This window comes from Sphingobium chungbukense (genome assembly GCF_001005725.1).
GTDB lineage: Bacteria > Pseudomonadota > Alphaproteobacteria > Sphingomonadales > Sphingomonadaceae > Sphingobium > Sphingobium chungbukense.
Map to the genome: position 1 here is coordinate 35,656 of NZ_LBIC01000018.1, position 13,994 is coordinate 49,649.

The following is a 13,994-nucleotide window of genomic DNA, read 5'->3' on the forward strand; positions in this document are numbered from 1 at the left end:
ATAATGAGTGAAATATACTATGAGAGGTCAAGTTATAATTGGTGAATCTGTTGTTCGTGATATGGAGCGACTTCTTACTGGTCAAACAGACGAAGCGTTGAGTGACAGATTTGGGATTAGCTACAACACGTGGCGTAAGATTAAAGTAGGTAAGCCAGTCAGGAATTCGCTCGCCATTCGACTGCAGTCTCGCCTTGCTCAATTGACTACATTTTCACATACTGATGACGTCTGATCGCAAACCTATTAAAGTTTTAAGTCGCCTGCAGTGGCGCGATGACTCCCCAGGCGCCACGCCCACTCGACAAGGTCAACCGCGAGTTTCACGCCAGCGGACCTATTGCGCTATGGGTTGTCGACTACGTGCGTTCACATCTGGGCGAACTTCGTCTATGTTGCCTTGATAGACGCTCATCCTCGCCCGATCGTGGACTCGAAGGTCTGCTCTTCAACGGCAGCAAGCTTCGTCCTGTAGGCCCTGCTCCGCACGGCCTCTACAAGGCCGAGGTCATCTGGAGGCAAGGATTTCTGCGATGTCCCTGGCCTATGCGCCCACCCAATTGAAGCCGGTATCAAACATGCCGAGTTTTTGCTTCCACCAATATGAGCCAATGCATCAACGTTTTGGAGTCGCCGCGTTAAAGCCGCCATATGACGCGAGACTATACGCGTGTTTCCAAGTCCGAAAGCCTGCGGGAGTTCGCGGTCCGTTTCAAGACTGGCCCTTTACCAATGCCTTCAGCCGATCGACCACTTGTTGCGTTGCCACGGCGGTCGCGGGAATGATACCGGCGAAGTGGACAAATCCATGGGTCAAATTGTCGAACTCCATGACCTCCACCATCACCCCTGAATCGCGAAGCCGGTCGGCATAAGCGATCGCCTCGTCCCGCAGCGGATCCACGCTCAATACAACGATTAGCGCGGTCGGCAGTCCAGATAGGCTATCGGCCGCCAGTGGCGAGATAAGGGGATTCGAGCGATCCGCAGCACCAGCATAGTCTGCGGCATACATGTCCAGATTACCTGCCACCAGCGTCGGATCCGCGTCCCTTACCCGCGACGCATATTCCCTGTTGGGACGAAGATCGACGGCCGGATAAAGTAGCAATTGGCAGTCGAAGACCCCCGTTCCATCATTGCTGTCGCGCAGGGCGATGGAAACTGCGGCAGCCAAATTGCCTCCGGCGCTATCGCCACCAATTATCGCCGGACAGCCTGCTCCGCCTAGTTCCGCCCGGTTTTGCAAAACCCAGCGCGCCGCCGTCAGACTGTCTTCGAACGCGGCCGGAAAAGGATGTTCGGGCGCAAGCCGGTAGCTGCTCGTCACGACGACCATCCCCAGATCGCGGCACAGTCTGCGCGCGGTGTGATCAACCGTTGCGAGGTTGCCGACTGCCCAGCCGCCGCCATGAACATAGTGCAGCGTGCCCTGGGCATCACCGATCGGACGATAGACGCGTAGCGGCACCGGCCCGCCCGTGCCGACCAACCCCAGATCTTCCACCTTACCCACTTCTATGGTCCCGTCCGGGCCTACGATCATCGGGATCATGCTGTTTGCCATCTCCCGCACCGCTGGATAATCAACCGGTCCTTCAGGGACCGCGGGAATCTGGGAAATGAGCTGCGCCAGCATGGGATCAAGGGGCATGAATTTACTCCGTCAGAAAGTGGGAATGGTGATGCCGAGCTTATCGGCGAGGATGCCGACGACGCGATAGACGAGCGGATCTGCGATGTTGGCTATGCCCGCTCGATTACGGACATAGGCGAAACTGATGCCGGAGGGTTCATGGGCAAAGGCGAGTGCCCCGCCCATCCCGTCATGGCCAAAGGATCCTTCACCCAGCATCGGTTGCACGGCCCAGGGCAGCATTAATCCCGCGCCCCAGGTCGGCCCCGTAAAGTCTGTCATCCACTGCTTCCCCTGGGAAATGGGGGTGCGGGCGTCCCGTACGCAAGCCATGGAGGGCAGCGAAATGCCCTCTGCGCCGGTCACGACCGCAGAGTATAGACGCGCAAGCGATCGCGCGTCGGCCAAGCCGTTCGCACCAGCCAGTTCCACAGCCTGAAGGCGCGGATCATTCATCCCCTTGGCAAGTCCGCTCAGGCGTGGCTCCATCAATCCGCTCAGCGAAATCGCCCGCGCGGCCAGACTATCCGCCTCGAGCTCCGGCGAGTCCCGTTCCGGGGGCACCATGAACCGCGCGACAGGAGAGTTATCGGCGGGCAGCCTGCCGATCTGGAGATTAAGCTGCAGGGGCTCGGCAACATGCTTCCGCAGCCATTGGCCAACGGACAGACCCGTTACCCTGCGCACCAGTTCACTGGTGATCCACCCGATCGTGATAGGGTGATAGATATGCGCGGTGTTGGGGTCGAATATCGGCGGCTCGCTGCCCAGCCGCGCTGCCATGGCGGCAGGATCGGCAAGGTTCTCCAGAGTGATAGCGCCGCTGATCGCCGGGACGCCTGCACGGTGGCCAAGCGCTTGGCGGACTGTGACACGATCCTTGCCATGCTCACCGAATTCAGGCCAGTAGCGCGCGACTGGCGCATCCAGGTCGATCAACCCCTCATCCACCTGAGCCAGCACGCAAAGCGCCGCCACGCCCTTCGTCACGGAAAAGACCGGCGCCACCGTATCCCGGCGCCATGGTTGTCCTCCATCAGCGGTCGCCGCGCCGCCCCACACATCCAATACAGGTTCGCCATTATGGTAGATAGCGCAGGCCGCACCAAGTTCCCCGTCTTGGCCGAAGTTCGACCGGAAGGCGTCAAGACAAGTGTTGAAGGCGGGATCGGCCCAGCCCTCCACTGTGATAGGCGAGTTCATACACAATCTACCTTTTTCGTTGCCGACAACGCATGGTCCAGCGCGGCATATCCCACAGCGATCGCGCCCAAGGGGCCTGCCTCATGGCCCAGTTCCGGATTCGAGATGAAGGCCTGCGCTGCCGCTGCACTTATATGCGGCAAATATCCGGCCAGCCTTTCGACGAACAGCGCGCGCACCTGCTGAAGCAGGAAGGACCGGTCCAAGCCGATGCTGCCGCCGATCAATATCCTTTGCGGACTTGCGGTCAGGACGATCGCGCCGATCAGTTCGGCAAGGTCATACGCGACATTGGCCCAGACAGGGTCATCCTCGCTTACCTCTTCGGCACTTCGCCCAAAACGCGCGTGCAGTGCCGGGCCGGATATCAGTCCTTCGACGCAATCGTGATGAAAGGGGCAGACACCCGTAAAGCCATCGCCCACGGCGCGACGCAGGCGCAAATGTCCAACTTCGGGATGAAGCGCGCCATGCACCGCCAGACCGTCGATCAGGATGCCGCCACCGACGCCCGTACCCAGCGTCAGGTAACACAGGCTGTCCAGACCCCTGCCCGCGCCCCAATTCCATTCAGCCATTGCGGCGGCGTTCACGTCTGTCTCGATCCGCCAGGGAAGGCCAAGATCATGCGCCAGAATGCCTGCGATCGGGGCGCCCGACCAGCGTGGCTTGGGCGTTGCCAGCATGCTCCCATAGTCGCATGCTGACGGGTCGACCCGCACCGGTCCAAAGGATGCGATGCCAAGCGCCGCGAAATCATGCTCGGCCTTCCAGGCGTCCAACTGCCCGCGCAACTGGGGCAGCGTCTTTTCAGGTTCAAAAGTAGGAAACTTCGCATGCGCAATCACGGTTCGTCCGCGCGCGAGCATCATCACCGCTTTGGTGCCGCCTAGTTCCACACCAGCGACGATTTCGTCACGCACCATTGCTCAACCCTCCAGTGACGCGTTATCGCCCTGCAGCTTCAGGCGCACGAAGGGAGCGAAAGTTCCACCAAAGCTCCGGTCCCCATCTACCCGCCAGTCATCGACGAAGCTGGTGACCGAGAGATCAGGCAGCACAAGCCAGCTATAGGCCTGTGCAGGCGCTTCAGGCGGGTTCGCGAACACGAGTCCGGTGCCGTTAATCGGCCGCCATCCCTTCAGCAAATGCTCCGAAACCATGCCGTAAAGGCCGGTGGGGCCTACCGGACCTGCAGGGTCGAACACATGCTTCTGTGTCGACCAAAACAAATAATAAAAACCGTCGCGATGGATGACATGTGGGCGTTCCAGTTCATTGTTAAGCCCGTCGGCGCTGATGACGGGCGAAATCGTGGACCATCCCGTTGGTGCTGCCTTATCCGCGACGGCAACGCCAACCACGCCGTTATAGCTGGACTGGGAAGAGGCGCACGAACCGGCAAAGAACAGATAGTCGCTCCCACCTATCGGATCGCGAAAGAAAGCGGGATCGCGAAACGCCTTGATCTGGCCGACAATGGCGGGCCCCTGAAGAGTGCTCATGTAATGCGCTGGGTCCCGCTCGACGATTTCCCGCAGCCCACGCCAGTCGATAAGACGGGGATCGCCAAACACTCCGTCGAGTGTCGCCTCGGCTGAAAAGATGCGTTGCTCGAAGGATGGGATTGCCTCCCCCCGCCTGCCGGTTGCCGTGAAATAGAGCGTCACCGTCATTCCGTCATCGCCCACAACGGCGGAGCCCGACCATTCCCGGCTACCGGGGGAAAAGGTTTCCGGCATTGCCGGACCCAAATGACGCCAGCCTTGAGCTTCCCGCAGGATCAGGTGGATACGTGCATGACCATGGCGGTCGTCCGGGTCATCGAAACGCGGCGCACCTAGCGCCATCCATATCTCCCGGCCTTCGGGCAGGCGATATGGATGACCGTCTACATGTTGGATCGGCCAGGCATCCCAGATGCCCAGCTCATCGCATATGGGAATGACATCCTGAACGGCTATCCGCGCGGTGCAAGAAACATCCCCATCTGTAAGTGCAGCGACATGATTTGCGGTCCAGAAAGTGAGGTTTGTCATACCGTGGCGCAGCCCATTGATAGTGAGAGAAAGTAGCGGCGTTGCGCCCCGGACTGTGTGCAGATCAGCCCGGGGCGCCGCCCGGAAGGGATGCGGAGGCTATGCTTTCACCGCGTTCCTGCCCGGAACCTTATTATTAGTAGGACTTGGCAGACGAGCATCCGCTTCCAAGCAACAGGACGCAGGCATTCAGATACGCCCCCAGCCCTCAGGACAGCGCCTAACCAGATGAGAAGCGCCTTCAGGGAGGATGCTGGACCGCCCGAAATCAACATGTCTTCGCCCCTCCCCCGCCATCAAGTCCCTGCACAACATATGCAATCGTTTGCATTAGTCAAGTCCGAATTTCAGTTAAAGGGACGATTCAAGCTGCGGCAGCCATGTCCTGAGTGCCGCTTCGGCGCCGGGCCAATGTCTGCAAGATCTGTTCGTGGCGCCGTCGGCTGAGCCTGTTCCCGAACGCAAATGGCAGGATGAAGCAAAATGCAATCGCGTGGCCGCCACCCCATATCAGCCCAAGCAGGGTCGCAGAATCCTCCGGGAGTTGAGCGACAGATCCAGTGCTCGTCTTCAATCCCACCAGCGTCAATATCATACCCGCGATCAGTGAGCCGATCCCTGTCGCAGCCTTTGCCGCGAATACAAGCGAGCTGAAGAATAAGGCTTCGCACCGTTGACTGAACTTCAACTCATGCTCATCGACGGCATCTGCAATCTGCGAAGTGAATGCAATGAAAAACAGCGAATTGCATGCCCCGAAAATCGCGCTCGCTACTGAAAGAATAATGATCGCAATCGTATTTGGAAATGGCCTGAAGAAAAAATAGGCTATCAGAACTGCCGTGATCTGGCTCAATGCTATGATCCAGACTCCCAATATCACTACTTCACGCTTTTCCCTCCATTTCAAAAGCATTGCGGTGGCCGGGATGCCCAGGAGCAAGCCTGCCTGAAAGCTCAACAGAGGAATTTGATTGAGCGACGCAGGAAGCTTCCAGAAATAGCTGTAAGCGTAGAGATTGAGCGCATTCATGCTACCAGCAGTCGTCAGCGCGATCAGGCTGGCACAGAAAAGGAAAAGGAAAGTCGGATTGCGAGCCAGGTCTCGCAAATCTGCCAGCATCGACTTGGACGTGGCCGCCCGCGGCAAATGTTCCATAGGGCTTGTCCGAACCGCGCGCCGGACGCCGAGAATACAGATTAGCCCCATCACAAGAACCACCGAGGACAGGAGCAGGCCCAGCAGCAGATAGGCTGTGCGAGACGAGTAGGCCGCCTGTGTCGCAAAGATATAGCCGAAGGCAGGCGCAATGGTCAGAACCGTGCCGACAAATCCAAAGATCATCCGATACACAGTGACGCTGGAACGTTCGTCGTAATCACTTGTGAGTTCAGCCGTGAGCGCCGCATAAGGAAGTGCAAAAAGCGATGTTCCGATCCGCAGCGCAATATTCAGAGAAAGCGCCAGAGCCATACCGGCAAATGTGCCGCCGAATAGCGGGAGAGCGAAGAGGCCGATTGACGCGGCGCAGACGAGCGGCAGTCCCGCGATCATATACGGCAGGCGACGCCCCCATTTGGACCGCGTGCGATCTGATAGCGAACCAATACAAGGGTCGGCGATCGCGTCGACGACCAATGACAGGAAGATGATGAGGCCGGCCATTGCGGGGGAAAACCCGGCCACGTTAGTCAGATAGAACAGGAGGAAGGTATTGGCCACGAAGGTGGCGGAGACCTCCACCCCTTGACCGGAACCAAAAAGAAGCTTGGTTCTGATGGGTATCCTTTGGGATCGTTCCAACTTCTGCCCCTCCTGACTCACAACACCTCTCCGTCACTATTTTATGCAAAGGTTTGCATATAATGGAAAGGAATCTCACGCAAGGATAACTTGTTTCCCCGCATTGATCCGTGGAATTGGAGCCCGCGATCATTTATCGCCGCAGTTCTCATTTAAAATTCCTTGCAAAGGTTTGCATCAGAAGATATGACGGTAAACGATTGCATGCATAAACCGATAATTCGAGGGGAAACTGAAATGAGACATGTTATCCTGGCTACCTGCGTGTCCGCGATTGCGCTGGCGACTTCCGCCGCCGCTCAAACGGCGCCCCCTCCCGCGACAGCAGCGGGTGATGCCGACGAAAGCCGAAATGCCCGGCTGAATGACGACATCATCGTCACTGCGTCGAAATCTTCAGCACAGCGGCTCGTCGAAGCGCCGCTAGCCATTCAGGCTATTTCCGGCGAGGAGCTGGCGGGTAGGAATATCCGCAACGCAGACAGCCTGATCACCGCGATCCCCGGTGCTTCGCAGTCAGAGCAGTTGGGCGAGTTCCTGCGCGCATACTCGATTCGCGGTTCTGGCACGGGCGGCGGCATTGGCGATACGCTCGTAGGCTATTATCTCGACGAAACGCCTTACATCATTCCCAATGCCCAGTTTGCTCCGCAGCCCAGGCTGATGGACCTTGATCGCGTGGAAATTCTACGCGGCCCTTACGGCACGCTCTATGGTGCGGGCGCGATGGGCGGGACGATCATCTACCACACGAAAAACCCTGACCTTTCCAAGTTCACCGCCGACGCGGAAGCTTATGTCGCCAATGTAAAATCCGCGAGCAAGGCAGCCTACGGTTTTGCGGGGGCGGTCTCCATTCCGATCGTAGCCGACGAACTCGCGATCCGCGTCAGCGGCGGCTATGATTACCGGCCCGGTTTTGCCGATGTGTACGCTGGCGCGCCGGTCGGGACTCCGTTCAAACGCAATGCCAATGACGTAGATCATCGCGACCTTCGCGTCGTTGCGCTTTGGAAGCCAAGCGACGCCTTGAGCGTCAAGCTGCAATATCAACATTTCGATGGCTACCAGCATTATAGCCAGCAGATGAGCTCGGTCGATCCGTATTACTTCAGAGATTATGGTACTGTTCCCGGGTTCGAGAAGACCAATAATAATTTGTATGCGGGGTCCATCGATCTGGACGTTGGCTTCGCCACGCTCACCAGCTCGACCGGCTATGTTGATTTCAGCACCAGCTATCTTACCAGCCTGAACTTGGCTTTCCTGGGCGGAATTGGTGAGCTCGGAAACGGCTATGACGGCTACAGCTTTAGCCAGGAACTGCGACTCGCTTCCAATAGCGGAGGACCGTTACACTGGGTGCTCGGCGGTTTTTACAACAAGGCCAAGAATGCGTTTAGTCAAACGGTAGACTTCCCCGTCCCCCTCCTCAACGGCTTGGGTGTGACTACAACTCGGACGAAAAACTATTCCGGCTTTGGCGAGATCAGCTATGATCTTGCCGATGGGAAGCTCGTTCCCCTGGCTGGTATCCGCGTCTATCACGATGACCGAAACTTCACGAGCATACAGGCTGCCGCGCCGAGCACAGGCGGATCGTCCTCGCCCACCGTTGTCACCTGGCGTGCCAACCTCGCCTACCATCCCAACCGTGACACGACCATCTACCTGAACGCGGGCACGGGCTTTCGAAGCGGCATCGTGCAGTCTCAGTTGCAGGTCAACGCCCTGCTCCTTGACAACATTGATGGGATGGGCGCGTTGAAGCCAGACCGAATGCGCAACCTGGAGCTGGGGCTTAAGGGAAGGCTGCGGGACGCGCGGCTGAGCTATGAGATCAATATCTATGATCTGCGATACAAAGACATCCAGTCGGCTCTGGTGACGAGTTCCGGCGTGGCAGCTTTCGCTTCTCTTGGCACTGCCCGCATCCGCGGGATTGATCTCTCGCTTCAATGGGAGCCCGTGGTCGGCCTGACGCTCGGCGTTTCGGGTGATGTCAACAACTCTGAATATGTCTCCGTTAACCCCGCAGTGGCGAGTGGTATTGGGCCTACGGTTGCAGTCGGCAACCGGATCATCAACCAGCCACGTTGGACCGCACGTGCCGACATCGGCTACACTACGCCGCTGGGCGATGACCTTTCACTGTATTTCAACGGCTCTGCCTCCTTCAGTGACAATCGCCTGAACCAGTTTGGCAATCTCACCGCTAAGACCGCTATCGTCGATGGGAATATCGGCCTTCGCAAAGGTAATATTGAAGCCGAGCTTTACGCTCAGAACATCACCAACGAACGTGGCCCGTGGTTCATCCGGCAATATAATCCGGACCTGATCGGGGGCCCGACTCCGCAAACGGTGGGCCTGCGCGTTCGGCTGCATTATAAATAAGGACCGAAGCATGGCGAGCTGTCGTTTATCGACAACTCGCCATCCGAGAGCCCGGAGTGTTGGAAAGAAAATAGTCTGGTCCCGGGCGACAAGATGTCGCTCGGGATCAAGCATAAGCAGCGTATGCATCAAACAGCGGACAGGACAGGATGATGAACGACATTCTGCGTAAGCGTGGGCTGGAGGCCGCAGATCAGGCGGCTTCGGCGATCGGTTGCTGATCTGGTCGCCAATTCCAGGGCATGAGTTCATCCCAGCGAGCGGCAGGCCAGTTGCCGGCGATCTTGGCGATAACGTCGGCAATATAGGCCTGTGGTTCGAGGCCGTTGAGCTTTGCGGTCTCGATAACGGAGTAGATGGCCGCCGCCCGATCGCCGCCTGCCTTTGATCCGGCGAACAGCCAGTTTTTACGGCCCAAGGCCACGCATCGCATGGCACGCTCCGCAATGTTGTTATCGATCTCCAGACGCCCATCATCGAGGAAGCGCGTGAGCGCCACCCAGCGCTTGCGACCATAGGCGATCGCTTTCGCCATCTCGGACTTGGGCGAGAGGCGGCGCAGGGCATCGTCAAGTGCTTGCCGCAGCTCATCGATCAACGGCTGAGTGCGGTCGTGCCGGCTTCGTCGGCGGATCTCGGGTTGCTGGCCTTGAACCTCTGCCTCGATCTCATAGAGTTGGCCGATGCGTTCTAGCAGGTCGGTGGTGAGCGGCGTCGGCTTGGTGGCGTGGATGTCGAATATCTTCCGCCGGAAATGCGCCCAGCAAGCAACCTCGGTGACGCGGTTCGTGTCGTAGAGCTTGTCATAACCGGCGTAACCATCAGCCTGCAGGTAGCCGGCGAAGTTGGCCAGCTGACGCTGGGGATGCGCACCGGTGCGATCGGTGGTGAACTCATACCAGACGAGCGAGGGGGTCGTAGCGCCCGAGCCACGATCATCGACGGCGTAAGCCCAAAGCCTGCCGGTGGCCGTCTTGCCCCGGCCCGGATCAAGCATGGGAACAGGCGTATCGTCGGTATGGATCTTTGAGGCGGTGAGGCCCACCTCGCGAATGCGACTGACGATCGGGTCGAGCAGCACGGATGCCTGTCCTACCCAGCCCGCCAGTGTCGATCGGTCGATCTCGACCCCCTGCGCAGCCATGATCTCGGCCTGGCGGTAAAGCGGCAGATGATGGTCGAACTTGGAGACGACAACGTGGGCCAGCGTGCCGAAGGTCGCCTTGCCGCGCGCTATCGCCTTTACCGGCACGGGCGCCTGGACGATCTTCTCGCAGGACCGGCAGCTATACTTGGGCCGGATGGTCCGAACGACACGCCATTGCACTGGCACGGCATCGAGCATCTCGTCGCTATCCTGCCCCAGAGGCCGCAGCGCTCCGCCGCAATCTGGACAGGTGCAACTGCCCTGTTCGTGCTCGATCCGCTGTTCCTCCCGCGGCAGATGAGCAGGCAGCGCACGAACAGGCGACGGCCGATCAACCTCTGCCGGATCGGCCCGGCGGGCGGCGGCGACGATGGCCTCGCCTTCGAGCTCTTCGAGCGCAAGCTCAAGCTGTGCGATCTGAGTGTCGAGCTTCTCGGACGACTTGCCGAACTGCATCCGCTTGAGGCGCGCGATCTGCACGCGCAGCGTGTCGATCAGGATGTCGCGGGCAGAAATATGGGCGTGGGCCGCCGCCAATGCAGCTTCGAGCTCGGCGATCCGAGCGTCTTTGTCAGCGGTGGAAAGGCCTGCGTCCGACACCGCGATCCTATAGCGGAACAATGGTCATAATGCCAGGAAAAGCGCCGGAAAATGGGCGTTTATCCCGCTAATGAAGGGGTGAACGTGCGCTCGGGCCGGCGCCAATCTATGCCTTCCAACAGCATGGAAAGCTGGGCTGCGGTCATCACCACCGATCCAGTCTTGGTCGATGGCCACACGAACCGGCCACGGTCCATCCGCTTGGAGAAAAGGCACATGCCCTGACCGTCATACCAGAGCAGCTTCACCAGATCGCCGCGCTTCCCCCTAAAGGCGAACAGCGCGCCGGAATGCGGGCTTTGCTCCAGAACCTGCTGCGTCATCACGGCAAGGCCGTCAAAACCCTTGCGCATGTCCGTCGCCCCGCAGGCCAGGAATATCCGCGTGGAGGGCGGCAGCGGGATCATCGCGTCAGGATACCAATCACCCGCGAAAGGGCATCGGCATCTACCGTGGCGTCCACACTCACCCTGATGCCCGACGGCAACTCGATGCCGATCACGCCATCGGTGCGCGCCGCGGTCGTCAGCGCGGGCAAGGCCAGCTGATCGCTGATCTGCACCTCCGCAAAGGCAGGCTTGATCGACTTGCGCACCCCGGCGAGCTCACCGGACATCGCCTGTCGCCGCCATGTGTAGATCGAGCCGCTGCCGACGTCATGGCGTTCACAGGCCGCGCGCACGCAGCCCTCCGGGCCGAATGCATCCCGCAGCACGGCCAGCTTCTGCTCTACCGTCCACCGCCGCCGGCCTGACACCCGGCTAACGATCTCTATCCGACTACTCATACGACCGCTCGTATGAGTAGTCGCTGCGCTGCTCGCTGAATCTTCAATCTCGTCCGACACCGGCCACCCCGCTTAAAGAGCGGCAATCATCCCGGCTAATGGGCGCTGCGCAAGGCGGTCGCCAGACCCCGCTTACCATTCTGCCAAGCCATCAAATGGCGGAATGGCTATTGGCCAAGGGTAGTTACAAGCTGTTGGACTGAAGGATCACCAATGCGGTGCAGAGGGTGCCGAAATGCAACTAGGCGGAATCCCTAACAACCAGTTCGGGCGGCAAGCGCACTGAGGAACATGTCTCCCCCTTCATCCGCCTGAACAGAAGCTCGCACATCAATTTCGCGCCTTCTTCCAGATCCTGGCGGATGGAGGTCAGCGGCGGATTGCTCTGCGCCGCGATGGGCACATCGTCGAAGCCGATCACCGAGATGTCTTGCGGGACCCGACGTCCTCCCGCAGCGGCCGCCTGAATAACGCTCATCGCGACCACGTCCGAGGCTGCGAAAACGCCGTCGATGTCGGGGTGCTCTACCAGCAGCTGGGCAGCGGCCGAGAAAGCATCTTGCGCGGTAAGATGCGTAGGCACAAGTACATGCGCCTCGTAAATTTCGGGCGGCAGCATCGTCTTGAAGCCTTCATACCGGGCAGCGAATTCAGGCACATCCGTGTTGCCGAGGAAAGCGAGCCGCTTCCTGCCCCTGTTCAGGAGATGTTCTGCCGCGAGCCGCCCGCCGCTGATGTTGTCCGCGCCCACGGAAACATAGCTCTGGCCCGAAGACCACTGTCCCCAGACGACCATCGGCTCATAGCTCGACCCTACTTCCTGAAGTACCGCCGCCTGGTCAGACTGACCGATCACGAGCACGCCATCTACCCGGCTGGAGGCGATAATTTGCTTCAGCCAGGCATCCTGTTGCGGTTCTATACGTCGCAGCAGAAGATTATATCCGCGCTGGGACACCTCGTCCGCCAAATAGGCCAACATCACCATGAAAAACGGATCGCTTAGATGTTGAGACTTTTCATGTCCCAGCGGCAATATCAAGGCAATGGTATGGGACTGACGCGTGCGAAGCGTGCGAGCTGCAGGATTAACCGTATAACCGACGGCTTGCGCCAGTTCTTGAATACGCTTCCGAGTTTTGGAAGAAATGAGCTCACTGTCCGCGAGCGCACGTGACACAGTAGCCGCCGACACGCCCGCCAGCTTAGCCATTTCCTGCAATGTGCGGGCTCTGGTGCCGACCAGACTAACGGCAGCATCGGCCGTTTTCGGTCTTCTATCCGATTCCTTGGTTTTAATCACAGCCCTTTAGAACAGGATTTTGCAAACGATAGCAACAACAATCCAAACGAGTCGCCAGATGCGGGATGCTCTTAGCTGGCAGACTCCGTGCGAGCGAAACCCATTCAGGACGACGCAAGGTCGGATCGTAGTGCTACTTGCCGGTAGCATAAATCCGACCTGGATGACGATCGTGATAGCCTTGCCGCCGACTGTAGCGCGATCGCCACGTAATCGACGGTGCTCTTCAAACTGCTTCAGCGCAGGATGGCAGGTCTCGGCAGTTTCGCTTTATCGATTCGCGACTTAAGCTGGTTACAAGTAGTTGGTGGGCGGACCAATCTCCTTACGTACGAGCTGGAAAAAGCTTGCTTTCGATGCGATGTCGGGTCTCGAGCAGGAATGGCAGTCGCTCCTTGAGTGCATGCTCTTGAGGATTGAGCTCGACGATACTGACGGAAATGGCTGCCCGCGCTTTGCCACGCTGATCAAGGATCGGTGCCGACAGGCACATCAGGCCTTGCGAGGTCTCCTCGATCTCGGTGGCCCACCCCCTTTCGCGCGCCAGCGTAAGTTCCGTCCTGATCTGGTCCGGATCGGTGATGGTCGCGGGCGTCAGGCGCACGAATGGCGCACTCGCCAGATAGTCTTCGATCTCGTGGGGGCAGAGGTGCGCCAGCAAAACCTTGCCGATGGCAGTGCAATAAGCCTCAAGCTGGATCTGCTCGGCTGAATGTACCTCAGCTTGGCCGTAGCGCTGCTTGACGAGATAGGTCACCATGTCGCCCTCCAACACAGCTAAATGCGCGTGAGCACGTGTAACGCGTGCAAGATCTGCAAGTGGACGGCGGCTGATCTCCGCGAGCAGTGGCGACAGCGGATAATTCTCGGCGATAATATGCCATACGGCTCCGAGCCGATAGCGCCCCTTTCGCTCGGCGACGAGATAGCCGCGGCGTATCAGCGCGGTAACGATACGATGCGCGGTGGAAAGTGGCACGCCAGACGCTTCGGACAGTTCGCTCAATGAGCAGGGCGCGGTTTCCGCAACCTGCTCCAGAATGTCGAAGGCCTTATCCACCAGTTCAACCATCCGCCC

11 protein-coding genes are annotated in these 13,994 nt (G+C 59.0%); 1 reads left to right on the plus strand and 10 read right to left on the minus strand.

From position 1 onward, the window contains the following. Positions 1–712 precede the first annotated feature (712 nt). From YP76_RS23930 to YP76_RS23950, 5 genes are all read right to left on the minus strand, one after another. Positions 713–1,654: an alpha/beta hydrolase gene (locus YP76_RS23930; protein WP_046765910.1), complete on the minus strand. Its 942-nt coding sequence runs from the start codon at positions 1,652–1,654 to the stop codon at positions 713–715. 12 nt (positions 1,655–1,666) lie between these two features. Next, a complete protein-coding gene (locus YP76_RS23935; RefSeq protein ID WP_046765911.1) occupies positions 1,667–2,839 on the minus strand; it encodes a serine hydrolase domain-containing protein in 1,173 nt (390 codons plus the stop codon). Then, a complete protein-coding gene (locus YP76_RS23940) occupies positions 2,836–3,765 on the minus strand; it encodes an ROK family protein (RefSeq protein WP_198147586.1) in 930 nt (309 codons plus the stop codon). The genes YP76_RS23935 and YP76_RS23940 overlap by 4 nt, the downstream gene beginning before the upstream one ends. Before the next feature lie 3 nt (positions 3,766–3,768). Further along, entirely contained in the window at positions 3,769–4,878 is a 1,110-nt protein-coding gene (locus tag YP76_RS23945; RefSeq protein WP_046765912.1) for a glycoside hydrolase family 68 protein, read from the minus strand. Positions 4,879–5,242: 364 nt separating this feature from the next. Then, positions 5,243–6,682, minus strand: coding sequence for an MFS transporter (locus tag YP76_RS23950; RefSeq protein ID WP_198147587.1), 1,440 nt, complete (start codon positions 6,680–6,682; stop codon positions 5,243–5,245). A 264-nt stretch (positions 6,683–6,946) separates the two neighbouring features. Here YP76_RS23950 and YP76_RS23955 point away from each other — a divergent pair, with 264 nt between their 5' ends. Beyond that, positions 6,947–9,079, plus strand: coding sequence for a TonB-dependent receptor (locus YP76_RS23955; protein WP_232307706.1), 2,133 nt, complete (start codon positions 6,947–6,949; stop codon positions 9,077–9,079). Positions 9,080–9,272: 193 nt separating this feature from the next. On the opposite strand, the gene tnpC is transcribed toward YP76_RS23955, so the two are convergent. From tnpC to YP76_RS23980, 5 genes are all read right to left on the minus strand, one after another. Next, on the minus strand, positions 9,273–10,784 hold the full coding sequence (gene tnpC, locus YP76_RS23960; RefSeq protein WP_157035871.1) for an IS66 family transposase: 1,512 nt from the start codon (positions 10,782–10,784) through the stop codon (positions 9,273–9,275). A gap of 101 nt (positions 10,785–10,885) precedes the next feature. After that, positions 10,886–11,233, minus strand: a complete 348-nt coding sequence (gene tnpB / locus YP76_RS23965) for an IS66 family insertion sequence element accessory protein TnpB (RefSeq protein ID WP_006957496.1) — start codon at positions 11,231–11,233, stop codon at positions 10,886–10,888. Then, positions 11,230–11,613, minus strand: a complete 384-nt coding sequence (gene tnpA, locus YP76_RS23970) for an IS66-like element accessory protein TnpA (protein ID WP_046765915.1) — start codon at positions 11,611–11,613, stop codon at positions 11,230–11,232. Before tnpA ends, tnpB begins: the two co-directional genes overlap by 4 nt. Positions 11,614–11,854: 241 nt before the next feature. Further along, positions 11,855–12,916, minus strand: a complete 1,062-nt coding sequence (locus tag YP76_RS23975; protein WP_332307432.1) for a LacI family DNA-binding transcriptional regulator — start codon at positions 12,914–12,916, stop codon at positions 11,855–11,857. A 325-nt stretch (positions 12,917–13,241) separates the two neighbouring features. Beyond that, positions 13,242–13,988: an IclR family transcriptional regulator gene (locus tag YP76_RS23980; RefSeq protein WP_052757568.1), complete on the minus strand. Its 747-nt coding sequence runs from the start codon at positions 13,986–13,988 to the stop codon at positions 13,242–13,244. Positions 13,989–13,994 lie beyond the last annotated feature (6 nt).